The organism is Capnocytophaga sp. FDAARGOS_737 (assembly GCF_009730375.1).
Lineage (GTDB): Bacteria > Bacteroidota > Bacteroidia > Flavobacteriales > Flavobacteriaceae > Capnocytophaga > Capnocytophaga leadbetteri.
In genome coordinates, this window is sequence record NZ_CP046316.1 from 1,912,856 (window position 1) to 1,936,742 (window position 23,887).

Genomic DNA, 23,887 nt, shown 5'->3' on the forward strand with positions numbered 1-23,887 from the left:
GGTCACACTTATGGTTTCAAACGCAAAGGTACACCATTTATCCAATAAAAAAACATCTTTTACTACAATTAACACCATTTTAACACTCTGTGAAAACTAGTTAATTTGCTGATTAGCTAACACTTATTTGCTAATTGTCTAATTATTCGTATCTTTGCCCCCACAAAAAATTAAAATACAATGGTTTTACCTATTATTGCCTATGGCGACCCCGTATTAAGAAAGGTAGCTACTGACATATCACCCGACTACCCTAATCTCAATACGCTGATTGCCAATATGTACGACACTATGAACTACGCTTATGGCGTGGGACTGGCGGCTCCACAAATTGGGCTGCCCATCCGCCTCTTCGTAGTCGATACCGCTCCTTTTGCTGATGATGATGACCTCACTGAAGAGGAACGTACTTTCTTATCAAACTTCAAAAAAACTTTTATCAACGCTAAAATCACCGAAGAAACGGGTGATAAATGGCTGTTCAACGAAGGCTGCCTTAGTATACCTGGGGTGCGCGAAGATGTCAGCCGCCAAAAGCAAATCACTATTGAGTTTGTCGATGAGCAATTCACCCCTCAGCGACTCACCCTCACTGGCTTAGCTGCCCGCGTAGTGCAACACGAATATGACCATATCGAAGGCATCCTCTTTACTGATAAACTTTCATCTTTCAAAAAACAACTGATAAAGGGCAAACTTACCAATATCAGCAAAGGCAAAGTGAAAGTAGATTATCGTATGAAATTCTATAAAAATTAATAACTAAACAATAATAAGGAATGAATTTAACAAAAATTCTTGCCATTTCAGGCAAACCTGGTTTATACCGCTTAGAAACACAAACACGTACAGGCTTTTTAGCTACTTCATTAGTAGATGACAAACGCATATCTGTAGGCATCCGCAATAATGTAAGCCTACTCTCTGAAATAGCTATCTATACTACCGAAAAAGAAATACCACTAAGTGAAGTATTTGAAAAAATAAAAACATTGGAAGAAGGTAAAGAAACTCGCGTATCTGCTAAAGCTGATGGAGCTACTTTAGAGGTCTATTTTGCTGAAGTACTACCTGAGTACGACCGCGATCGCGTATACACTAGCGACATCAAAAAAGTAATACAGTGGTACAATCTCCTCCTGTCTAAAAACTTATTAACCGATGAATAATGATTAATAAAAAATGCCTCCCTTTTAAGGAGGCATTTTTTTATTCTGCATTTTGTGTATTATCAATCAATACTTGTCCGCGGTAGTACAATTTTCCTTCGTACCAGTGCGCACGGTGGTATAGGTGATTTTCCCCTGTTACTGGGTCTTTCGCTATTTGAGGAACTACTGCTACATCGTGAGTTCTTCTTTTATCTCTTCTGGTTTTTGATTGTCTTCGTTTAGGATGTGCCATTACTTAATCTTTTTATTTATCAGTTATTAAATTCTTTAAACTTTCCCAGCGGGGGTCTACTGTTTCAGTAGGATGATATTCTTTCGGAGCAAGTGCTTCCAATCGGTCTAATACCTCCGAGTGCATTTTACCACTCAGTACATCGGGGTGTACGCGCTTGGCAGGAATAGAAAGCACTATCAACTCATATATATATTGTGCAACATTTAGTTGATGCTCTCCTTGTGGTAGTATAAGCAGCTCTTCATCTTCATCATTATATTCTTCACCAAACTTTACCACTAAAAAAAGTGCCCCTGATACCGCCAAGTCAAAAGGCTCGTTAGAGAGGTCGCAATTTACATTTACTGTACCTTTACTGCTAAAGTGCAGTTCCATAAGGTTGCTCTTTTTCTCTAAAAGAACGGTTACTATTTGGTCAATATCATTTACCTCATCAAAGGCAAAGAGTTCTAGAAAATGCTTATCAATATGATAGTCAAACTGGTGACTGCCCTGCTTCAAGCCTGCAAAAGAAATATCGTATTCTTTTAATTTTCTCATTTTTTAACCTTTTTCAAAAGCACACAGATTTACACCTCTCTACTTTTGAGGCTGCAAAATTAATACTTTTTTCTAAAACTCCAAAATATTCCCCTAAAAAACTTTACACAAAGCCCTCAGCTTCTTTATTAGCTACTAATCTAAACCCTTCGCCGTGTATGTTGAGAATCTCTACTTTATCATCTCTCTTAAGCAGTTTTCTAAGTTTTGCTATATACACATCCATACTTCTTGAAGTGAAATAGTTATCATCTTTCCAGATTTTAGAAAGGGCTAATTCGCGCGACATAAAGTCGTCAGTATGTAGGGCAAGCAATCGCAATAATTCATTTTCTTTAGGCGATAGCTTCACAGGCTCTTCATCTTTATACTTAAGAATACGCAATTTGGTATTGAGGAAAAAGTTACCTATCTCAAACTCAAACTTATTATCATCTATCATCGTCTCAATTGTTTTGCGTTGTAGCATTGAGCGAATTTTCATCAATAAGATTTCAGAGTCAAAAGGTTTATTCAGATAGTCATCACCTCCTGAGCGATATCCTTTTATCACATCCTCACGCATAGTGCGAGCGGTAAGGAAAATAATTGGTATCTTCTCATTCTTCTCACGTATTTCTTTTGCTAATGTAAATCCGTCTTTATAAGGCATCATTACGTCCAAAATACACATATCGAAGGTTTCTTTTTTAAATTTCTCAAAACCCTCCATCCCATTTTTAGCTAAAACTACATCAAAACCACTCATTACTAAGTAGTCTTTTAGTACTGTCCCAAAATTAGGGTCGTCCTCAACTAAGAGGATGCGTTTGTTCTCAGAAGGAACTTTAGCGCTGTAATAGTTTCCGTTCATATTCTTTTTTTATGTTAGTGCCGTTAATAATTTGACAATTTGGCTAATTATATCACGGGTAGCTTTATAAAAAAGGTGCTACCCTTATCCTTTTCACTTTCTACCGTTATAGTACCTCCGTGATATTCCACTATACTCTTCACGTAGGCCAAACCTAAACCGTGACCTTTCACATTATGCAAGTCGCCTGTATGTGCACGGTAGAACTTGTCAAATATATGCTTCATAGCCTGCTTAGTCATACCCTGCCCTTGGTCTTTAATACGTATGAGCAACTTATTCTTGATATTTTCGGTATAAACATCTATAACAGGCGCATTGGGTGAGTACTTTATGGCGTTTTCAATTACATTTACAAATACATTCGTAAGGTGCGATTCGTTAGCCGATACATCGCTATTCCCTGCCAAAAAATGCGTATGTATCACTCCTCCACGCTCATCTAATATCGTTTGCACGTGCAACATCGCAGTAGTAATAACCTCGTGTACATCTAAAGGCTCTCGTTCTAACTGCATCGTACTTTTTTCCAAACGCGAAATCTGCAATATATTCTCTACCTGAGCAAGCATTCGTTTGTTTTCCTGCTTGAGTATATGCACATAATGCAACACCTTATCAGGATCAGAGAGTACCATCGGACTCTTTACACTGTCTAACACCAAGCTCATAGTAGCAATAGGCGTTTTAAATTCGTGCGTCATATTATTAATAAAGTCCGTCTTTATCTCAGAAATACGCCGCTGAGTAAGCAACTGGTTGAGCGTGATAACAAACACCGCTATGATAATCAGTACAAACACCGTCGAGAGAGTAGCTATACCTATAATAGATGAAAGTAGCACTCGCTCTCGCTGAGGAAATATCACTGCCAATTCATACAACGAGTCATCTGAAGTATTACCTCCGAAAAGCAAAGTCCTAAACTCCTTAGGTTCATTCGGTTCAAAGTACTTAGTATGCACTTTTGAGAGCACTCCTCTATTATAAATACCAAACTCAAAAGACAGATTAAGTCCGTTTTTCTTCAGTTGATTTAGCAATAGTTTTTCTATCTGCCCTTCAGTTACGCGCTCATTAATAGATAGCTGCCTGATGATGCTCTTAAACGATTCCTCTATCATTAGTCGCTCTATCTCAGGCAATTCACTAAATTTTTCATAAGCAGTAACCGTCTGCTCTGAAGGATAGCCCATAGTATGGCCTTTATTTACCCGCTGAAGCGTCTCTTTCAGTATATAACTTTTGATAGCCAATGTATCTGAAAGGTGATTAATACCTAAGGCAGCAGCTGTTCGCTGGTTAGCCGGCAACGTATAGTCCTCTTCTAAAATACCGTGCTTATATATAAAAGTCTCTTTATTTCCCTTATTCTCTTTTACATAGATAAATTCCCGCAGGTGATTCTCCTTAGGATTTGAACGTGAGGTATTCTCACGCAGACTCATAATTTTAGCTACGTATTTATCTACCTCATCTTGCTCTATCTGTTTTGCCACATTGTTAAGCACCTGCTGAATAGAATAGGTAAATGCATCTTCCTTATCATCTATCGCCGACTTTATCCAATACCCTTGTACTCCTATAATCCCTACGAGCGAGAGACTTGTTAGTACAATTAGTACTATATATAACCTTTTATTCATTGTGCAAAGTTAAAACTTTTTTTTCAAAAAAACACTTTTATTCTTAAAAAATTAACGATTTATTAGGAAAATAATTAATAAAATATTTCCTAATTATAGTAAAAAAACCATTTCGTAACCTATATAACCTACTGATTTTATTACACTTACAAACGAAACACTTTCTATTCAAAGCCTATCGAAACCATAACAAAAAAATATGCATTTCTCATTTATTATTTGTCTTTTGCCCTTTATCATTTACCATTTATCATTAATTTATTATCTTTGCCCCCAGAACTAAATTATTGGTTACCAATGACAAACAAAATAACCTTCTTTGCGCGTCTATTCTCGGTACTATCAGCTACCTTTTTGGCAGTAAGTTGCGAGTCTGACGACATCTGCGACCATACCGTGAATACCCCTCGTTTGGTAGTGCGCTTCTATAACGCCAATAACACCCGTACCCCTATGAGTATAGCTAACCTAACCATCTACGGGGAAGGCAATACTACCCCTTTGGTCAGCAGCACTACTCTCGATTCTATTGCGCTACCTCTACGGCTGCAAAACCCTACTACCTATCTTTTTCAGACAGTAGTATCTGGTACTACTACCAGTACCGCCACTCTTACCCTTACTTATAATACTGAAGAGACATTTGTAAGCAAAGCTTGTGGCATCAAAACTACTTACAACACCCTCTCTGCCACTATCCAAGATGCTAACACCTCTTGGCTAAAAGGCGTAACTATCAAGAATAACACTATCGACAATGAAAAGAAAGCTCATATACATCTGTATCATTAATTGGTTTTGCTTTGCAGGATTGCAAGCCCAAACAGCAAGTCGCACTACCACTACGGGCAGTACGAACTCTCGTACTACTGCCATTGCCTTGCCCGAAAAACCTAAAGCGCCCGCTTACCAACAGCGGTATGGCTTGCGTGTGGGGGCTGACCTAAGCAAGCTCATCAAACCTTTTTTCAACAGCAATTATTACGGACTCGAATTGGTAGGCGACTACCGTCTCAGTTTCGCTTATTATGCAGCTGCTGAAATAGGGCTCGAACGCAAAAAAACTAATGAAGACTTCTTCGCTTATACTACCGAAGGGCAGTTCCTACGCGCTGGCTTCGACTATAATAGCTATGGTAACTGGTATGGTATGGAAAACCAAATATATGTAGGGGCGCGCTACGGATTTTCACTCTTCTCGCAAGACCTCAACTCTTATATCATCCACAAAGACAACCAGTATTTCACCGAAAACACTGCTGGCAGTAGTACTGAATGGCTAAAAAAATATAGCGGACGCACCGCCCATTGGTTTGAGATAGTTTTAGGCATCAAAGCCGAACTATTGCACAATCTTTATGCAGGAGCTTCTGTACGTGTAGGGGTATTAGCACTCCAAACCGACAGCAAAGGCTTCCCAAATTACTACATTCCTGCCTTTGGTCGTGTATACGAAAACAGTCGCTTCGGAGCAAGTTTTAACTATACCCTAACTTACCTCATCCCTTTCTACAAAAGAGCCAAAAAGCCCATAACAACTAACGACTAGCATAACCAAATCTACTGAGCTGTCGCTCATTGCTGCGCCAATCTTTATTCACCTTTACGAAAAGTTCTAAGTGCACTTGTTTGCCAAAGAACTTTTCTAAATCGGCGCGAGCGGCTACCCCTACCCTCTTTAGTGCCTCTCCTTTATGTCCGATGATAATCCCTTTCTGACTTTCGCGCTCTACCATTATCACCGAGCGGATGTGCAGTATAGTCTCGCTATCTGCAAAACTCTCTGTGGTCACTTCTACCGAATAAGGCACTTCTTTCTTATAGTGCAATAATATCTTCTCCCTGATAATTTCATTTACAAAGAAGCGTTCTGGCTTATCCGTCAATTGGTCTTTCGGAAAAAAGGCAGGCGACTCTGGCAGCAAAGCTAATATCCTATCAAAAACCTCTTTAGTCTGAAAGTTGCGAAGTGCCGAAATAGGATATACCTCAGCTCTTGGCACTTGTTCTTTCCAATACGCCACCTGTTCTTCCAACACCTGCTGTTCAGAGGTATCTATTTTATTAATAAGCAGCAGTATGGGTATATTTAGCTTATTGATACGATCAAAAAACGCTTCTTCCTTAAGTCCTTTCTCACCGATTTCCACCATATAGATAAGAATATCAGCATCGTCAAAAGCGTCTTTTACAAATGCCATCATCGATTCCTGCAGTGCGTACGCTGGCTTAATAATACCTGGTGTATCCGAAAAGACAACCTGAAAGTCATCACCACTCACTATCCCAAAGATACGATGACGTGTAGTCTGTGCTTTAGACGTAATAATCGAAAGTTTCTCTCCTACGAAAGCGTTCATAAGAGTCGATTTACCCACATTAGGGTTCCCTATAATATTTACAAATCCTGCTTTATGCACTTTTTTTAATTTTGAATTGTGAATTTTGAATTATGAAACAAATTGCCAAATCGACAAATCGACAAATCAACAAATCGACAAATCGTCAAATTGACAAATCGCCAAATCGCCTAATTACCTAATTTTTTCAAATACTCTGCCATTCCTTTTCCCCAGTGCGGACTGTTAGCTGTTTCAGGAGTAAAAGAATCGAATTTTTCAAAAGCCTTATCTAAGAAAGGTTTTGCTTTAGCTGGCCCTCCGCCAAAGGCTTTAGGAGTAAAAAAAATCCCGATAGCTCTAATTAGGTACGGACGCGGATTATTAGGATTTTCCTTTATTGATTTTTCAGAATACTCCTTACTCATTTTACCGTACTTAGCTCCTCTAAACATCGGATTTACCTTCACTTTAGCACTGTACAGATAAGCATAAAGCGCATAGATTTCAGACGCATTAGCCCCTTTAGCTTTTTCAGCTATCTTCAGATATTTTTCAGCTTGGTCGCAATAAGAGTCAATAGTACTACCAGACGACTGGTCGGCTATACGAACGTTTACGTAAGCCGTATAATAGTTAGCGAGCCAATGCGTAGTGTCAGCCAAAGCAATGCGCTCAAAGTCATTTGCCAAGGGCTGCAACTCTGTATTTTTATAACTTTTGTCAAGTAGTTTAATTTTCTCTGTTAGCACTCCTTCTATATCCTGACCTATTGCCAGCGGAGCTATTCCTAACACACTCAATAATAGAAATATATACTTCATAATACAATATTTTAGATAGGCGGCAAATGTACAAAACAATTAGCACATTAGCAAAAATTAATAGTTAGTTTTTAACTATTGCTAAATCGAACAATGAGCGAACAATGAGCGAACGATGAGCGAAGGATAAGCGAAGGAAAGTTGGTGAGCAACATCTCTTTCCCTAATTAGCAAATCGACAAATTGGCAAATTGACAAATTATCACTACCTTTGCAGCGGCAAAAAACAACGCTATGCACCCTAAGAAAATCATCAAAATAGTAGTTATCATCTTATTACCTCTTGGCATTCAGCTATTTGCCTCGGGGAAAAACAAAATGCGTCCTATAAAAGAAGTAATCATAGACCATCAAGACGAAGATATGTATGTAACTGATGAGACGATACGCCGCACTATTTTCAAAGACCCACAAGCACCGCAGCCTATAGGTTTGCTAAAGTTGAGGGAGATAGAAAATCTCTTAGATAACAATGATATGATAGAAAAGTCAGAAGTCTTCTACACACTTGATGGGGTGCTTAATGCCAAAGTAAAACAACGTCAACCTATTGCGCGTGTGTATGACAATGGCACGGTATATTATATGGATACTCAAGGCAAAAAAATGCCTCTATCGAGCTCTTATTCAGCCCGTGTACCCCTACTTAAAGGCGAATGCAATAAATATTGGGAAGACACCTATCGCCTAATGATGTTTATACAGAATGATATGTGGCTTAACGAAAACATCACTGAGGTTATGGTCAAAAACAATGGTGAATACCAATTTTTAATGCGCATTCCTCATTTCACTGTCCTCTTCGGACGTTTTGAAGACGAACAAATGAAGAAAGCTAACCTCAAAGCGTTCTACAAGCAGTTAGAAAAGATGAACCTCTTAAACGAATACAGTATTGTTAATCTAAAATACACTAACCAAGTAGTCTGCAAAAGATAATTTGCAAATAAGTCAATAAAAAAACAGGGACTATTCAAATTGAACAGTCCCTGTTTTTTTGTTGATTATGAAATTGTTATTTAATTCTTTCAAGATACCATTTTACAGTTTTTTGTATACCTTCTTCAAACTGCAATGAGGGTTCCCAACCTAACTCATTCTTCAGTTTAGTAGCATCAATAGCATAACGCAAATCGTGACCAGCACGGTCAGTTACAAAGGTAATAAGCTTCTCAGAAGTACCTTCAGGTCTTCCTAATTGCTTATCAACTTCTTTAATAATGACTCTTACTAAGTCGATATTACGCCATTCGTTAAAACCACCAATATTGTAAGTATCACCATCTTTTCCTTGATGAAAAATAACATCAATAGCACGAGCGTGGTCTTCTACAAACAACCAATCGCGAATATTCTCGCCCTTGCCGTAAATAGGTAAGGGCTTATTATCTACTATATTATAAATACATACGGGAATAAGCTTCTCAGGATATTGATGAGAACCATAATTGTTAGAACAATTAGAAATCACCACAGGTAGCTTATAAGTATTGTGGTAAGCCCTCACAAAGTGATCTGATGAGGCTTTAGAAGCTGAATACGGCGACTGAGGGTCGTATGGAGTTTCTTCAGTAAAGAGTGTGTTATCCATTTCTAACGCTCCATACACCTCGTCAGTAGAGACGTGATAGAAGCGTTTGCCCTGCATATTGTCCTTCCACGCTTCGCGAGCCGCCTGCAAGAGGCTCAAAGTACCCATCACGTTAGTTTTAGCAAAGATGAAAGGGTCTTCAATACTCCTATCCACGTGACTTTCAGCAGCAAGGTGTATCACCCCATCAATATGATACTTCTTAAAAAGTTCCTTCATACGCTCATAGTCGCAAATATCTGCCTCTATAAAAGTGTAATTAGGGGCATTAGCTATATCAGCAATATTATCTAAGTTGCCTGCGTAAGTAAGTTTATCTAAGTTGAAAATGTGATAATCAGGATATTTAGTTACAAATAACCTCACCACGTGCGAGCCGATAAAACCAGCTCCTCCTGTAATTAAAATGTTTCTTTTCATTTATTTATTTGTCATTTCAAAAACTAATTCACCGCCACTCAAGAGTTCTTGATGCGAAATATACCATTGGTTATAAGCCTTTCCGTTAAAAGTAACTGACTTGATATATTTATTATCTTTAGATACGTTTTTAGCCACTATGGTAAAGGTCTTACCATTTGGCAAGTGCATCGTTACTTTATCGAATAGAGGACGACCAAATTGGTATTCAGTAGAAGCAGGATTCATAGGGTATAAGCCCATTGCGCTCCAGATATACCAAGCTGACATCTGTCCGCAGTCTTCATTACCACTAAGCCCATTAGGGGTAGTGTTGTACTGTGTTTGCAAAATGCGGTCTACCCAATACTGCGTTTTCTTAGGTTGCCCTGCCACGTTGAACATATAAGCTATATGATGGCTCGGTTCATTGCCGTGTGCATATTGCCCTATTAGTCCTGAAATATCAGGAGAGGTGTTATCACCAGTAATTTCTGAGCTTTCGGTAAAGAGTTTCTCTAAGTGCGCTACAAAAGGTTCATTACCACCAAATAGATTAATAAGTCCTTTTACGTTATGAGGTACAAACCAACTGTGCTGCCAAGCATTACCTTCGGTATAGTCGGTGTTTTCGCGGTGGTCAGAACGTTTGGGGTCAAAAGGAGTACGCCATTTGCCATCGGTGCTTTTTCCACGCATAAAGCCTGTTTCTTTATCGAATAGGTGTGTGTAGGCTTCTGAACGCTTCAAGAAGAAATCAGCGTCTTCTGTCTTGCCCAATGCCTTAGCCATTTGTGCTACACACCAATCGTCATAAGCATATTCAAGGGTAATAGTAACTGACTCGTCTACGCCTGCATTATAGGGAATATAACCGTATTTCTTGTAGGCTTTAAGTCCACGGTCATCTTGCATCATAGTGGTCTTCATTGCCTCATATGCCTTTTCAGCATCAAAGCCACGTATGCCCTTTAGATAGGCTTCTGCAATTACCGCAACAGAATGGTAACCTGTCATTGTATTGGTTTCGTTGCCATAAAGCGTCCAAACAGGTAATACTTTATGCACCTGATAGTACGCCAACATCGAGTTGATAATATCAGCTGTAACTTTGGGCTGCAAAAGCGTAAGCAGTGGATGCTCTGCACGGAAAGTATCCCAAAGAGATAAGGTAGAATAGGCAGTGCCCTCTGTACGGACTGTCTCATCATTTTGTAATCTAAACCATCCATTCTTATCAGAGAAAGTAACAGGGGCTACTTGTGCGTGATAAAGAGCCGTATAGAATATCGTTTTGAGCGAATCTACTGGTGTTTCTACTACTATGCTACTAAGGGTCTTCTCCCATTGTTGTTGCGCAGCCTCTTTGGTCTTATCGAAGTTAAGTTCGTCATAGTACTCTAAGTTATCAAGTGCTCCGTCCTCACTCACTGATGATACAGCCACTTTTAGCTCTAACTTCTCATCAGTATTATCAAAGAAGATTTGCCCTGAAGTAACATCTTCTTTATGCTTTTGATAGGTAATATCCTTTATCGGTTTAGAGAACTGAATAGCAAAGAACACTTTTTGGTTTTCAGCCCAGCCAGTACTATAACGATAACCTGTAATAATATTGCCGTTGTTATTAGCGTCTAACTTCTTATTTGATTTACTAAACGAGGTTTTAGTAGGGCTATCCCAGTTGATAGTATACCCCAAGTTCAGTAGTACTGATTGTTCTGCCCCTTTTTCAAAAGTATAACGATGTACAGCGTAACGTTGTGCCGCTGTGAGCTCTACATTCACTTTAGGGTCTTCTAAATATACTTGGTAGTAACCTGGTTCTGCTTTTTCGTTCTTATGGCTGTACTTAGATTTGTAAGGTACCATATCGCGAAACTCTTTTGCATTCACAGGGTATTGCTCTTTTCTGCCGTACTTTAGCTCGCTAAGGTCATACGTTTTATGAGTAGGCATCAGTAAAATATCGTTTAGGTCGCCAATACCTGTACCACTTAGGCTTAAATGACCAAAACCTACCATTAGACTATCAGAATAATGATAGCCTGAACACCAATCCCAGTGGCTAAGACCATTCACAGGACTGACCTGTATCATACCAAAAGGGGTAGTTGCCCCAGGGTAGGTATGCCCGTGTCCGCCTGTACCAATAAATGGATCTACATAGCTAATCAAGGGTTTTTGAGGTGCTTCGGTCTCTTTCTCAGTCTCTGTTTTAGACTGATGACAAGCCGACAAAAAGGCAGCTACTGCTACCAAAGAAATATGTTTTAACTTCATCATTATAACATTAACGGTTAATTAATGTGGCAAAGATATGAATAATTTATCAATTAGCCAACTTGCCAATTAGTAAATTTTTAGATTATCTAATGCGTTCTAAATATTCTGTAGGACTTTCATTGTAAAAGTCTTTGAAACATTTAGCAAAATAAGAGGGTGAAGAAAAACCTACTTCATAAGCAACCTCTGAGATGCTTTTAGCTTTACTATTAAGCAGCTGTTTGGCATATTTCACCCGTATAGTTCGAATAAGTTCATTAGGTGAGTAATCAGTAAGAGATTTTATTTTTCGGTATAAATTAGAGCGAGACAAACCAAGAGCCTCTGCTATCTCATCTACATTCAATTCAGGATTAGCAATGGCTTTTTCTACATAATGTGTAAAATCATTGATAAACTGCTGCTCTACTTTTCCTAAAGTCTCTTGTTGGGCTTCATTAAGCAAAAAGTGGCTAAAGGTCTCACGTATTTTTTTGCGATTCTCAATGAGTTTACGCACACGTGTTCTGAGGAGTCTTATATTGAAAGGTTTAGCAATATACGCATCGGCACCACTTTCAAAACCTACTTGTTTCTGCTCATCCATAGCATAGGCAGTAAGTAAAATCACAGGAATATGGTTAGTAGAAACATTGGTTTTCAATAACTGGCATAAATCAAAACCATCTACTTTTGGCATTAGCACATCGCTCACTACCACATCAGGAAGGTATTTTTTAGCTACCTCAAAACCTTCTTCACCATTTTCAGCCTCAATGATATTATAATCATCACTGAGGATATAGTGAATAAAGCGGCGCATATCAGGATTATCTTCAACAATGAGTATCAAAGGTTTTTTATCGGAAAGTTCTGTAGTATCAGGCAATGTTTTTAGGGTAGATTCCGAAGGCAATAAGTCAAGGTGCGTTTCTATGTAATTAGTATCGTACAATGTTTTAGAAGTTACCTCTTGTTGTTCTATAGGAAGATAGATATAGAAAGTAGTTCCTACATTTTCAACACTCTCTATACTAATAGTTCCGTTGTGCGAAGCTACTAAGGCCTGCACCAAAGCCAAACCTATACCAGAACCTTCACTATCAGGATTTATCTTATAGAAGTGTTCAAACACTTCTGTCTGTTTATCTTTAGGAATATACGAATCACTATTGAAGACTGAAAGACAAACTTTATCATCTTCTTTTTGCAGTTTCACTATTATTTCACCCGATATAGGTGTGTATTTAAGCGCATTAGAGAGCAAATTAAAATAAATTTTCTCTACTTTTTCCTTATCAAAAGTTATTTCAAAAGGGACTTCATCAGCTATAAACTGAAACTTGAGTTTCTTTTGCTTAATACGATCACTAAAAAAGGTATTAAGCTCTATAAGAAACCGTTTTAAGTTGCCTTTAGTGAAGTACATTTTAAGTTTACCATTCTCATAACTACGAAACTCTAACACCTCAGAAATGAGATGAAGTAGCCTATTACTATTCTTTTTTATAAGAAAAAGTAATTCTTGCTGCTCTTTTGTAAGAGAATTATGAGCTAAAAGTGTTTCAACAGGACCTAATATAAGCGACAACGGTGTTTTAAATTCGTGAGAGATATTAGTAAAAAAAAGCAATTTAGCTTGAGTAGCTTCTTCTAATTGTTTAGAGACTATTTCCAACTGTTCTTTTTGGCGTTTCAGCTCACTATTGGTCTTACTTTTAGCTCGATAAGCCCTAATAGCCATCAGTAAAAAGACAGTGATAAGCACAATAGCTGTAATAGAAAGGTAGAGCAGCATTCGTTGGTTTGTATGCTGGATAAGGCTCTCACTAAGTTGCTGGTTGATATCCTCTATTTTGGTTTGTTTTTCAGCAATTTGTTCGGTTTGTAGCTGCAAAATGCGCACATTGCTCTTATCTACCACTGTGGTATTGAGGATATTCTCACGCTGAAAAGGTTGATTGTGGAGAATTTTCATTGCAAGGTCAATTACCTTCTCACCACCTGTTGGATAGATAAATGAAGCATCTTGAACATTGTTTTCTATATTTTTAATGCCTCCATCAATAAGCGCATCTACTCCTACAATAAAAGGCAGCTTACCATTGAACTGAATAGCCGCCTGGCGAGCTCCTGCTGCCATAGGGTCATTCATTGCAAAAACGAGGTCTATATTAGGATGCTGCTGAAATACAAGTTGCAACTGCTTTTTAGCTTCATCAAGCAAATAGTTGCCCCATACTTCTGCTACAATCTGAATTTCTGGAGCTTTAGCTAAGGCATCGACAAAACCTTTATGACGCTCGGCATCGGAGGTAGAGCCTTTGGTACCACGCACTTCGACTATATTGCCTTTGCCTTTGAGAACACCTATGGCATAAAGTCCTGCTTCTTTACCTATTTGGTAATTATTGGCTCCTACATAGGCAGTATAACTTTCGGTAGCTATTTTCCTATCGACCAAAATCACGGGGATACCCTGCTGGTAAGCCTTTTCAATCACAGGAGTACAGGCTTCCGACTCGTTAGGCGAAACGACAAGCACATCTACCTTTTGCTCTATAAACCACTCTATATCGGCAATTTGCTTAGGAGTATCGTCTTTTACACTGCGAATAAGCACCTGGGCATCAGCCTGATAGAGGGCTACTTCGCGTTTGAGCTCCTCATTCATCGTTTGTCGCCAAAGGTCTTCACTGCATTGAGAGACCCCAATAATATAACGCGGTTTTCGCTCTCGTTGGCAAGCAAGGCAAGCCAAGAGAGCGAAACAACAAAGGAAGGTATATTTTCTTATTTTCATTTATTACCTAAACAATTCTAAATGAGCATCGGCAAGGCGAGGCATCGCACCGTGTTGCTGACATACGTAAGCTGATACTTCTACCGCTAATTGGTGTGATTGGGCAATGCTACAACCATTGAGGTAAGAAGCTACAAAAGCAGCCGTGAACGAGTCGCCTGCACCTACCGTATCGGCAATGGTAACCTTAGGTGTCCCTAAGAACGATTTTTCATTAGGCGTGAACACATAACTACCTCGTGTGCCCTGCGTTAGTATAAGGAATTTAAGGTTGTATTTCTCTAACAAGTGCTTGCATACCTCTTCATCAGTTCCTTGCAAATTAAACATTTCGGCAATTTTCACTATTTCCTCATCGTTGATTTTTAGGGCTGTTGCTTTATCTAAGGAATCGGCGATTACTTCTTTGCTGAAGTATTTCAAGCGGAGGTTGATATCGAATACTTTCAGACTCTCGGCAGGCATCAAATCTAAGAACTTATGGATAGTAGCGCGCGATACTGCGCTGCGCTGTGCTAACGACCCAAAGCACACGGTATTAGTGTTCTTTGCTAAGTTCTCAATACGCGAAGAAAATGGAATATTGTCCCACGCTACATTTTCGCTAATCTCATAGGTAGGCACCCCACGACCGTCTAACTGTACTTTTACAGTGCCTGTAGGGAAGTCAGTTTTTTCGATGATGTAGTTGAGTTCTTTTTCTTCTAAACTTTTTAGAATTTCCTTACCGAGAAGGTCGCCACCAATGGCACTCACAGCATAGCCGTTGAAGCCGAATTGCGACACGTGGTAAGCGAAATTAGCGGGCGCACCGCCTAATACTTTTCTTTCAGGGAAAACGTCCCAAAGGATTTCTCCCAATCCTACTACTGTATTTTTCATTGTATTGTATATTATCCTCTCCCCTACCCTCCCCTTGGGGGAAGGAGGCGAGAGTGTTGTTGTTAATTATTTTCTTTTTCAGCGTACAAAGTTATAAATTCTTTTTGAGATTTCATAGTATTAGCAGCGTTTTCGAACTGCTAAGCGTTGGCTTTGAGTCGGGTGCTCATTAGCAATAGATATAATACTCCTATGCTGAGGACAATAAGGGCGCCTATCTGTGAGCCGTTCATTGCATCGGAGGCTAAGCCCATTGCAAAAGGGAAGATAGTACCGCCAAAGAGCCCCATAATCATTAAGCCTGATACTTCATTTTTCTTAGTAGGGTTCTGCAAGAGGGCTTGCGAGAAGATGATTGAGAACACATTGGAGTTACCAAAACCTACTAAAGCAATAGCGATATAGAGCATTGTTTTATCACTGAAAAAGAACAATATCGCCATTGAGGCTATCATACAAAGGACACTAAGAGTGAAGAAACTCTTAGGAGATACTTTGGTGAGAATATAAGCTCCTGACAGACATCCTATAGTACGGAATAAGAAATACCAGCTGGTGGCAAAAGAGGCTTGGGTGGTGGTAAGCCCTAAACGCTCCATAAAGATTGTGGGCGCTGAGGCATTAACCCCTACGTCTATCCCTACGTGGCACATAATACCAATGAAACACAAGAGCACATAAGGGTTAGCAAGTAGTGCAAAACACTCGGCAAAGGTGGCGTTCTTGCTGTCGTTTTTCTCCTCTTCAATATGAGTAGCACCCAGCCACAAGAGGGTTACTACCGAGATAGCTATAAAGAGCAGGAAGAAGAGTCGCCAATCATTGAATTTATCAAAGCAGAAACTCATCAGTAAGGGGGCAGAAAACGAGGCTATTGCCTTGATAAACTGACCAAAAGTGAGTGAACTGGCGAGTTTGTCGCCTTTTACTATGGCTGACATTAGTGGGTTAAGCGATACTTGCATTAGTGTGTTGCCAATACCAAGCAAGGAGAAAGCTACCAGCATAGTGGTGTAATTGTAGCTGATAAAGGGCACTACCATTGCTAAGATGGTAATCACTAAGCTGAGGAGTACGGTTTTGCGACGACCTATTTTGCTCATCAGTACACCTGTAGGCACTGAGAAAAGCAGAAACCAAAAGAATACCATCGCAGGAAGCGCTTTGGCAGTGGTTTCGGTTAAGCCAAAATCGTCTTTTACAAAGTTAGAGGCTGCGCCTACAAGGTCTACAAAACCCATACAGAAGAATGATAGAAGTACGGGCAATAAATATTTTAGATAATTATTTTTCATTTTATTTCAATTTATAAACGGTTATATCATTAAGGTTTAGCGTGCCTTTTTCAGTTTTAAAACGAAGCGTATTGTACACCTCAGTAGGGAATACGGCATTGGTTTGAACCACTTCACCATTATTTACAAATAGCTCAGTAGAGGCCTTATCTACCAACAAACGTACTGTGTAACTCTTCTTAGCTGTTAGGGGTGCTTTGATAGGCGTTTCGGCAAAATTGGCATTGAAGGCTACACTGCTCTTGCTGCGATCTACCGATAGGGTTTTGTTAGCGCAATCGAATAGGTATTTTATTGTTTCACCTTTGGCGTTCTCGAGGGCAAAGCTAAAGCTATCGGTATCATTAGGGGTAACCGTAAAGATGAGTTCGTAGGCTCCTTGGTTGTTAGGCAAGAAGTTCTCGAAAGTTACCGTATTGGAGGGGGTTTTATCGGCTAAAGAGAGGGGTTCACGACGCAAGCTCTCCACCTCTTTTACGGGCTCACTGGCTACTACCAAATGCTCGCCATTATGCGCTAAACGCAAAGTGCGGGCAACGGTCATCGCACTACGGAAGTTTTCAGTAGGAATTTCATTGGCGTAATCCCAGTTGCTCATCCAGCCTATGAAGAGGCGACGACCATCGGTAGTGGGGACATTGCTCCAAGTTACTCCTGCATAATTATCGCGACCATAGTCTAACCAAAGAGGATAGTCCATAGTATCGGGAGTGAAGGTTTTGCCATCAAAATTACCGATGAAGTACTGAGTGGCACTTCCGCCATTAGGTCCACCAGGGTTGATGCTCACAAATAACACCCATTTGGTTTTTCCTTCATAAGTAAGCGGGAAGAGGTCGGGGCATTCCCACACACCACCGTGCCCACCTAAACCTTCGCCAAACTTGCTGAGGCGCGTCCATTCTTTGAGGTTCTTAGAGCCATAGAAGGTAATCGTTTGGGTAGTGGCAAGGCTCATCACCCATTGTTTAGAGGGTGCGTGCCAGAATACTTTGGGGTCGCGGAAGTCGATGATATTAGCATCGGTGAGGACAGGATTGCCTTCGTACTTGGTGAAAGTCTTTCCGCCATCGAGGCTGTAAGCAATAGACTGTGTCTGGCGGTCGCCTGCTGAAGTGAAAATAGCTATCATAGCCCCTTTGCCAAAACCGGCTGTGTTATCGTGGTCAATCACGGCACTGCCTGAGAAAATTGCTCCTAACTTATCGGGGGCTATGGCAGTGGGCTGGTACTGCCAATTCACTAAATCTTTAGAAATGGCGTGCCCCCAGTGCATATTGCCCCAACGCGCTCCGTAAGGATTATATTGGAAGAAGAGATGATACACTCCGTCGAGGTATACCATTCCGTTAGGGTCGTTCATCCAACCGTATTGAGGGGTGAAGTGGTATGATGGGCGGTATTTTTCGTTGTAATTGAAGTTATATTCAGCCGACTGTTTGATTTCGGCTAAGCCCATATCGGTAGTTTTGGCTATTGCAAAAGTAAGGGTTACTTTTTTGCCTTTGTACGCCTCGATAGCGATAGGCACCCAATAGTCGATTTTGTTTTGGGCGATGCGAATAGTCATTGGCACGCCTATAGGAGTGCCTTCTACTGATAGTTGCACGCTGTTTTCAACGGCTTGGTCTTCGACAGGGATAAGGAGATACTTATCTATAGCTTCGAAGGTACGAGTGTAATCGGTCATAAAAACGCTTTTTTTATTGTTACCTTGTTCGATTTGGTCGATGAGGATATGCCCCCATCCGCCTCGTTGGTTATCGACAATGCGGATAGTAGCTTTCTTGTTTTTATAGGCTTTGACGTCCCAAGTAAGCCATTGTAGGGTTTCGGTCTCGAATAGAGAATGCGATTTTAACACACTTTTTCCGTCTACTAAAAGCTCGATATAGGTATCGGGATTAGTACCTCCGCCAATGAGGAAATTGATGTAATTGCGCTCGATGGTGAACTCTTTAGAGGTAAGGGTTCCGCGAGAGTCGTCGCCATTATTGAAGCTATTGGCGAGGTATTTACCTTCAAAGTCTATTACGGGCTGCTGACCGGTATAGCTACCAGTGGCAGGAGTCGCGCCAAAGGCATCGCCTTCTACCGTCCAATTGGCATAAGTGCCTGACTCGAAGTCCTCGATAATGAGGTCATCTTCTTGGTGCTGGCAAGCTGTTATAAGGGCTAAAGCAGCTATGCCATAGGCAAGTGTTATATTATTTCTTTTCATATTCTTTTCTTATTAAAAGATGATACAAATGTAGTGTTTTATTTTGAATTCACAAAACAAAACAAGCGATTTATTAGGCAAAGGCTGCCTTATCATTGAAGGGCAAATTGTCATTCGCCTCTACAAAACATCAATCATTGAAAAATTCTCAACGTTTTGCCGTTTTTATTGCATTTTTTGCAATGCGTTTTCTACTGCTTAGCTCCACTTAGTAACCACTTAGTGTCCACTTAGTGTCCACTTAAGATATACTTAAAGAATCTGCAATGATTTTCTCAATTCGTTATAAATTATTCAATTCTTAGAATTGGAAATTGGCTATTCCGTTAGCAAAAATGCCCCAAGGGTTTTGGTTCATTCTGTAAGAACGAAAAGAGAAGGCGGTGGTGTTGTTGATATATACCACTGCGGCAGAACCTTCTTGTACTACTTTTACCTCGTATTCTTTAGATGTGCTTATGGGGAGTTTTGCTTGTTGGATAGTAGTGGTGGCTCCTCCTTTTAGAACGCGATTGAGTTGTAGCTTTCCTTCGCTGAGATTGAGGTTGATTTGATAGGTTTCTAATTGGCTTGCGCAAGCACCGAATATTAGTCCGAATTCGGTAGCGGTGTTGGCTTTGATTTTAGTTGCTATCTTATTAAAACCTTTGTTGAGGCGACCGAAAACGCGTGTGTTATTATCCAAAGCTACGTTACCCAAGGAAGTGGATACTGCAGGTTTGCTATCGAAAGCTGCTGGCATTTTCACATTTAGGGTACCATCGGGGGTTTGCACCAATTGATGAACGGCTAAAGAGCCTCCCCAGCCGTAAGTGCCCCCATCGGAATATGTTTCGCGGGTAGGTATCCAGCCCCATATATAGCGATGTGTGCCATCGGAAGCGGTTTTGCCTGCATAAAAGGCTATATCGTCTATATTGGGTTGTGCGGGGGTTGTCCAATTGGTTGCCCCTATAGCACGGTATTTGTACTGCACTTGGCGCGTTTTGATATTGGAATAGATAAGGTATTGGTAGTTGCCTTGAGTGAATACATCGGGGCATTCTACCATAAATACGTCTTCGCTATTTTCGATATAAAAGAAGGGATTAGAGGATTCTTTCGTCCAATTCTTCAAGTCGGTAGAGGTGAATTGAGCTATTACGGCTCTCCAAACACCGCTTCCTATATCGGCACGGGTACTTAGGAGCATCTTGTAGGTGTTTCCTTCTTTGAATACGATAGGGTCGCGGAACTCATTTCGGTCGTATCCCCAAGGGGCACGGAAGGCGTGTTGGGTGTCTTTCGTCCACGTTTTTAGGTCGGTAGAAGTAGCCCAATAGATGATTTCTTTGGGGTCTAAATCGCCATTATGCCCTGTATAGAAGGCGTAATAGGTGTTACCGTCCTTGAATATAGCACCTGTACCGAGGGCGTCTTCGTGTGAACCATTGGCACCGCAGGGGATAGCTTCGCCGTTATCGGTATAGTTCACCAAATCGGTAGTGGTGGTGCTATACCAAGGGTGAAAGGTTGCAGGCGCTGGTCGCTGGTCGTAGAGGTAGAAGATATGGAACTTGCCATTGTCGTAGAACGGCATAGGGTCGCCTACCCACGCCTTTTTGGGCTGAAAGAAGGTATGGTAATCAGCTTTTCCATCTTGTACCTCGTAGCAAGTAGATGCTTCGAGATTGACATTGGGGTCGTTGCTCACATATTCTTTTTTATCGCAGGCTATGAGAGCAGCGGCGCACAATGCAATTGGAAATATCTTTTTCATCGTTGTTATCTTATTTAGTTTGCTAAGTATTCTAGGGCGTTAGCGGTAAGCAATTCGATATTGCTTTTGTAGGTATTGGCAGGAGAATTGTCTTCGTTATACCAATCGTAACTACCGATACCAATGCAGAGAGTGCGCCCTGTGTTGCCACGTTTAGGGAACTCGTAGATAGTGGCGCGCTTCATTTCGTTATCCCAATGGTAGCTGGCAAGGAGTTCGGCTCCAGTTTCGGTTTTCCACAAAGGCACATTGTCTTTATAGTCACCAAAGTCTTTCAGATTCCATATAGTGTTATGGTCGCGGCGCTTGGCTTCTTTTGAGAGGAGATAGGCGGCATCGGTTCTACCACTGATTTTGTTCAATCCTTTGAAGAGTGGGTGTGACTCATTTCCTCTGAAACTAATGCCCCAGTCATCGCCTACGGATTCAGGATTCTTGCCTTCATTCCACATATTGTTCACCATTTTACCGCTAAGCACCATACCTAAAGTAGTGGCGTACTGACCTGCCCAAGAGGTCAATAGGAATGAGCCTCCATTGGCATAGTACTGTTTCATCTTGTTCACCACTACGTCATTAGTAGCATCGGCAGGCATATCGTGAGTGCCTACGACATCGTAATGCCACCAAATCACTTTGTAGTTGTTGAGATTGACTTTGCCGTCTTTGATGTCGCTGAACGAGATATATTTAGCAGTGTCGTAGTTTTCGACAAGCCAAGCGTAAGCTGCTTTCTCATCTTCATTGGCGATAGCCGAAGCACTGTTGGCAGTACCTACAAAGGCAATCGCTGCAAAGTTGGTAGGGATAATCTCTACATTGTAGGTAAAACTCTCACCGCGATAATTCATAGTGTAGGTAACGCTTTGAGTGAAGTTTTGGGCAACTCCGGAAGCAGGGCTTACGGTAGCATTAGGGGTAGTACTAAAGGTAGGGGTTAGCGCGGTAAGACTTTCTCCTTTAGGGTATTTTACACTAATTTTACCGGTACTGTGGTCGATAGTGGCTTTGTATTTGCCAATAGCAAAGTTCTCTATCTTGGGGTACTGAGCTGTAACGGTATAGTCCCAATATAGGTTGCCGTTGAAGATGCGGTACTTAGCGCCACTGCTCAAATCTACATTAGCGGCAGCTTTGGGCACTGAGGTAGCCCCCTCAGGCAAGCTGAGGGAGGTAGTCATACTATTAAGGGAAGCTGACCAAGGAGCATAGACGGTAATGGTTTGTTTCTGTTCGTCTATAATGCCGTCAATACCATTGGCTTGGAAAGCGTTAATCTTGGCTTCTTTATCGTTGATAAGTTCGCCTTCGTGTTTTTCGTCGCAGCTGAACAAGCCGAATATAGCTGCTATAAGGGCGAATTTGTATACTGTTGTTTTCATATTAGAATCCTGCATTTTGTTTGTAAATACCTTTAACGTACCCTATTTGGTTTTGTGGAATAGGGATGTACTCATTCTTGTTTTTGGTGAAGTGCGCATTGCTGTATATAGCAGGGCGACGTATTTTTTCCTTAGCGAAATAGTCGTTGAGCACTTGGTCGGCAATACCCCAACGCACAAGGTCGAAGAAGCGGCTGCCTTCCATTGCGAACTCTAAACGGCGTTCCCAACGAAGTGCTTTGCGGGCGTTTTCTTGATTCCAAGTGATGTTTACGCCATCTTGGTATAAAGCTATATCGGTATTGGTGGCATAAGGAATCATTGACATACTCTGTTTAGCACGTTGGCGCACTTGGTTGATAAGAGCAAGGGCTTCGTTGCTACGATTGAGCTCGATAAGGGCTTCGGCACGCATTAAGAGCACATCGGCATAGCGCAACACGATACGGTTCTTGGAGTTACCACGGAATGGGTTGATATTGCGGAAGCAAGAGCAAGAAGGGTCTACGTTTTCTTTGAGGGAAGCATAGAAGCCGTATACATTGCTATTGCGGTTCCAGTCGTTTTTGTAAATCAATTCTGTATTGTACTTATAAGGCAAACCAGGTAAGGCAACCGTATGGAACAAACGAGGGTCGGTTTTATCGGTAGCGGCGTTGTAATCGTTGTTATTGAAGTTATCAAAATCGGGCAATCCATTTACGGTTTTGAATGCGTTCACCAAGTTCTGACTAGGCTTATGGAAGTCGCAGCAGCCTAACTTTTGAGGTACAGAGAGTACATCACCCCAGTTGAGGCTTCCGTATTGAGTGCCATCATCTACTGAGTATTGCACAGCAAAGAGTGATTCTTTACCATTTTCGTAGCTGCCTGGGAGGAAGTTGAAAGCAAAATCATCTTCTAAACCATAAGCAGAACCTAAAACCTCATTGGTATAAGTAAGGACTTCTTGTAAGTCTTGGCTATTAATATTAGTCAGACTATTGTTATCGCTTTGGCGATAGGCTTTATACAAATAGGTTTTAGCAAGGTAAGCAGCAGCTGCAGCTTTGGTAGCTCTTCCTTTTTGAGACTGAGCAACAGGCAATAGGTCATATGCTTTTTTGAAGTCAGAGGCTATTTTTTGCCACTGCTCATCGTTAGGCAAGGTGTTAGGGGTGGTTTCGTAAGCACTATCAGCTGTATTTTCATCTACAAACGGAATATGTCCAAAGATTATTTTTAGCTGGAAGTAGAAGTGCCCACGCAAGAAGTACATTTCGCCTATACGAGATTGGCGGTTAGGCACATCGTTATCAGAGGCCTGTTGCAAAGCACGCAAAGCAATATTAGTACGCGAAATGGCTTGGTAGCACATAAACCAAAACTTATCGGGCTCGGCATAAGTAGGGTCGATATTTTGAGCTGTTTCGTAGAAATGGAACACCTGAATGTCGCTCACGTCTTGTCCTCCTTTATAGGCATCATCAGCACGCACATTGCCGTAAATCCAAAGGCTAAAAGGCGAATCATAATGGTCATTACCTAAAGAGGCATAGGCAGCGATAGCGAGCTCATCAGCTTTAGATATAGCCTCTTTATCGCTCATAATCCCTTGAGGATTATCGTCTAAAAAACTGCAGCTTGTTGTAAAGAGTGCTGCACATATCGCGGTGGTATATATTATCTTTTTCATTTGTTA

General features: G+C 40.8%; 20 protein-coding genes. 5 read left to right on the top strand and 15 right to left on the bottom strand.

Annotation, left to right across the window (positions count from 1 at the left end; all coding sequences use genetic code 11):
- Nucleotides 1-180: 180 nt before the first annotated feature.
- Together def and FOC45_RS08440 are read left to right on the top strand one after the other, a co-directional pair.
- Nucleotides 181-759 carry a peptide deformylase gene (gene def, locus FOC45_RS08435; RefSeq protein ID WP_009388649.1) on the top strand — a complete coding sequence of 193 codons (579 nt, stop codon included), beginning with the start codon at nt 181-183 and terminating at the stop codon, nt 757-759.
- Between the two features lie 20 nt (nt 760-779).
- Nucleotides 780-1,169: a DUF5606 domain-containing protein gene (locus FOC45_RS08440; RefSeq protein ID WP_009388651.1), complete on the top strand. Its 390-nt coding sequence runs from the start codon at nt 780-782 to the stop codon at nt 1,167-1,169.
- A 40-nt stretch (nt 1,170-1,209) separates the two neighbouring features.
- On the opposite strand, the gene rpmF is transcribed toward FOC45_RS08440, so the two are convergent.
- The 4 genes from rpmF to FOC45_RS08460 all read right to left on the bottom strand — a co-directional run bounded on the left by rpmF (nt 1,210) and on the right by FOC45_RS08460 (nt 4,446).
- Nucleotides 1,210-1,404 carry a 50S ribosomal protein L32 gene (gene rpmF, locus FOC45_RS08445; protein WP_009388659.1) on the bottom strand — a complete coding sequence of 65 codons (195 nt, stop codon included), beginning with the start codon at nt 1,402-1,404 and terminating at the stop codon, nt 1,210-1,212.
- Between the two features lie 12 nt (nt 1,405-1,416).
- Nucleotides 1,417-1,947 (bottom strand): DUF177 domain-containing protein, encoded by a 531-nt coding sequence (locus FOC45_RS08450; RefSeq protein ID WP_009388661.1) that lies wholly within the window; start codon nt 1,945-1,947, stop codon nt 1,417-1,419.
- A 103-nt stretch (nt 1,948-2,050) separates the two neighbouring features.
- On the bottom strand, nt 2,051-2,800 hold the full coding sequence (locus FOC45_RS08455; RefSeq protein WP_009388662.1) for a response regulator transcription factor: 750 nt from the start codon (nt 2,798-2,800) through the stop codon (nt 2,051-2,053).
- Between the two features lie 47 nt (nt 2,801-2,847).
- On the bottom strand, nt 2,848-4,446 hold the full coding sequence (locus tag FOC45_RS08460; RefSeq protein ID WP_009388663.1) for a sensor histidine kinase KdpD: 1,599 nt from the start codon (nt 4,444-4,446) through the stop codon (nt 2,848-2,850).
- A gap of 354 nt (nt 4,447-4,800) precedes the next feature.
- Here FOC45_RS08460 and FOC45_RS08465 point away from each other — a divergent pair, with 354 nt between their 5' ends.
- Together FOC45_RS08465 and FOC45_RS08470 are read left to right on the top strand one after the other, a co-directional pair.
- The gene (locus FOC45_RS08465) at nt 4,801-5,238 is read left to right on the top strand and encodes a DUF6452 family protein (protein ID WP_034540415.1); all 438 of its coding nucleotides are present in this window, start codon (nt 4,801-4,803) and stop codon (nt 5,236-5,238) included.
- Complete coding sequence (locus FOC45_RS08470; RefSeq protein WP_009388665.1) at nt 5,204-5,995, top strand: DUF6048 family protein; 792 nt, start codon at nt 5,204-5,206, stop codon at nt 5,993-5,995. Before FOC45_RS08465 ends, FOC45_RS08470 begins: the two co-directional genes overlap by 35 nt.
- Here the strand turns inward: FOC45_RS08470 and era are convergent.
- Nucleotides 5,985-6,866 (bottom strand): GTPase Era, encoded by an 882-nt coding sequence (gene era / locus FOC45_RS08475; RefSeq protein ID WP_009388666.1) that lies wholly within the window; start codon nt 6,864-6,866, stop codon nt 5,985-5,987. The genes FOC45_RS08470 and era overlap by 11 nt on opposite strands.
- A gap of 110 nt (nt 6,867-6,976) precedes the next feature.
- Nucleotides 6,977-7,612 carry a hypothetical protein gene (locus FOC45_RS08480; RefSeq protein WP_034540412.1) on the bottom strand — a complete coding sequence of 212 codons (636 nt, stop codon included), beginning with the start codon at nt 7,610-7,612 and terminating at the stop codon, nt 6,977-6,979.
- A gap of 231 nt (nt 7,613-7,843) precedes the next feature.
- On the opposite strand from FOC45_RS08480, the gene FOC45_RS08485 reads away from it, so the two are divergent.
- Nucleotides 7,844-8,548, top strand: coding sequence for a cell division protein FtsQ/DivIB (locus FOC45_RS08485; protein ID WP_009388668.1), 705 nt, complete (start codon nt 7,844-7,846; stop codon nt 8,546-8,548).
- Between the two features lie 76 nt (nt 8,549-8,624).
- Here FOC45_RS08485 and rfbB read toward each other — a convergent pair whose 3' ends face one another.
- The 9 genes from rfbB to FOC45_RS08530 form a co-directional block, all read right to left on the bottom strand.
- Nucleotides 8,625-9,620 carry a dTDP-glucose 4,6-dehydratase gene (gene rfbB / locus FOC45_RS08490; protein WP_009388669.1) on the bottom strand — a complete coding sequence of 332 codons (996 nt, stop codon included), beginning with the start codon at nt 9,618-9,620 and terminating at the stop codon, nt 8,625-8,627.
- On the bottom strand, nt 9,621-11,882 hold the full coding sequence (locus tag FOC45_RS08495) for a GH92 family glycosyl hydrolase (RefSeq protein ID WP_155846691.1): 2,262 nt from the start codon (nt 11,880-11,882) through the stop codon (nt 9,621-9,623).
- An 85-nt stretch (nt 11,883-11,967) separates the two neighbouring features.
- On the bottom strand, nt 11,968-14,667 hold the full coding sequence (locus FOC45_RS08500) for a substrate-binding domain-containing protein (RefSeq protein ID WP_155846656.1): 2,700 nt from the start codon (nt 14,665-14,667) through the stop codon (nt 11,968-11,970).
- A 3-nt stretch (nt 14,668-14,670) separates the two neighbouring features.
- Nucleotides 14,671-15,549 (bottom strand): carbohydrate kinase, encoded by an 879-nt coding sequence (locus FOC45_RS08505; protein WP_009388672.1) that lies wholly within the window; start codon nt 15,547-15,549, stop codon nt 14,671-14,673.
- A gap of 140 nt (nt 15,550-15,689) precedes the next feature.
- A complete protein-coding gene (locus FOC45_RS08510) occupies nt 15,690-16,844 on the bottom strand; it encodes an MFS transporter (RefSeq protein WP_255359616.1) in 1,155 nt (384 codons plus the stop codon).
- A gap of 1 nt (nt 16,845) precedes the next feature.
- Nucleotides 16,846-19,065 carry a GH32 C-terminal domain-containing protein gene (locus FOC45_RS08515; protein WP_009388674.1) on the bottom strand — a complete coding sequence of 740 codons (2,220 nt, stop codon included), beginning with the start codon at nt 19,063-19,065 and terminating at the stop codon, nt 16,846-16,848.
- 301 nt (nt 19,066-19,366) lie between these two features.
- Nucleotides 19,367-20,824 (bottom strand): glycoside hydrolase family 32 protein, encoded by a 1,458-nt coding sequence (locus FOC45_RS08520; protein WP_009388675.1) that lies wholly within the window; start codon nt 20,822-20,824, stop codon nt 19,367-19,369.
- Nucleotides 20,825-20,838: 14 nt separating this feature from the next.
- Nucleotides 20,839-22,221 carry a DUF4960 domain-containing protein gene (locus FOC45_RS08525; RefSeq protein WP_009388676.1) on the bottom strand — a complete coding sequence of 461 codons (1,383 nt, stop codon included), beginning with the start codon at nt 22,219-22,221 and terminating at the stop codon, nt 20,839-20,841.
- Nucleotides 22,208-23,881 carry a RagB/SusD family nutrient uptake outer membrane protein gene (locus FOC45_RS08530; RefSeq protein ID WP_009388677.1) on the bottom strand — a complete coding sequence of 558 codons (1,674 nt, stop codon included), beginning with the start codon at nt 23,879-23,881 and terminating at the stop codon, nt 22,208-22,210. Before FOC45_RS08530 ends, FOC45_RS08525 begins: the two co-directional genes overlap by 14 nt.
- Nucleotides 23,882-23,887: the final 6 nt, after the last annotated feature.

Bases quoted from the DNA above. Each gene is read 5' to 3' on its own strand.
- FOC45_RS08515 (WP_009388674.1), bottom strand. From the start codon at position 19,065: ATGAAAAGAAATAATATAACACTTGCCTATGGCATAGCTGCTTTAGCC.
- FOC45_RS08440 (WP_009388651.1), top strand. From the start codon at position 780: ATGAATTTAACAAAAATTCTTGCCATTTCAGGCAAACCTGGTTTATAC.
- FOC45_RS08460 (WP_009388663.1), bottom strand. From the start codon at position 4,446: ATGAATAAAAGGTTATATATAGTACTAATTGTACTAACAAGTCTCTCG.
- rfbB (WP_009388669.1), bottom strand. From the start codon at position 9,620: ATGAAAAGAAACATTTTAATTACAGGAGGAGCTGGTTTTATCGGCTCG.
- FOC45_RS08495 (WP_155846691.1), bottom strand. From the start codon at position 11,882: ATGAAGTTAAAACATATTTCTTTGGTAGCAGTAGCTGCCTTTTTGTCG.
- FOC45_RS08510 (WP_255359616.1), bottom strand. From the start codon at position 16,844: ATGAAAAATAATTATCTAAAATATTTATTGCCCGTACTTCTATCATTC.
- rpmF (WP_009388659.1), bottom strand. From the start codon at position 1,404: ATGGCACATCCTAAACGAAGACAATCAAAAACCAGAAGAGATAAAAGA.
- FOC45_RS08505 (WP_009388672.1), bottom strand. From the start codon at position 15,549: ATGAAAAATACAGTAGTAGGATTGGGAGAAATCCTTTGGGACGTTTTC.
- FOC45_RS08455 (WP_009388662.1), bottom strand. From the start codon at position 2,800: ATGAACGGAAACTATTACAGCGCTAAAGTTCCTTCTGAGAACAAACGC.
- FOC45_RS08525 (WP_009388676.1), bottom strand. From the start codon at position 22,221: ATGCAGGATTCTAATATGAAAACAACAGTATACAAATTCGCCCTTATA.
- def (WP_009388649.1), top strand. From the start codon at position 181: ATGGTTTTACCTATTATTGCCTATGGCGACCCCGTATTAAGAAAGGTA.
- FOC45_RS08520 (WP_009388675.1), bottom strand. From the start codon at position 20,824: ATGAAAAAGATATTTCCAATTGCATTGTGCGCCGCTGCTCTCATAGCC.
- FOC45_RS08530 (WP_009388677.1), bottom strand. From the start codon at position 23,881: ATGAAAAAGATAATATATACCACCGCGATATGTGCAGCACTCTTTACA.
- FOC45_RS08470 (WP_009388665.1), top strand. From the start codon at position 5,204: ATGAAAAGAAAGCTCATATACATCTGTATCATTAATTGGTTTTGCTTT.
- FOC45_RS08450 (WP_009388661.1), bottom strand. From the start codon at position 1,947: ATGAGAAAATTAAAAGAATACGATATTTCTTTTGCAGGCTTGAAGCAG.
- FOC45_RS08500 (WP_155846656.1), bottom strand. From the start codon at position 14,667: ATGAAAATAAGAAAATATACCTTCCTTTGTTGTTTCGCTCTCTTGGCT.
- FOC45_RS08485 (WP_009388668.1), top strand. From the start codon at position 7,844: ATGCACCCTAAGAAAATCATCAAAATAGTAGTTATCATCTTATTACCT.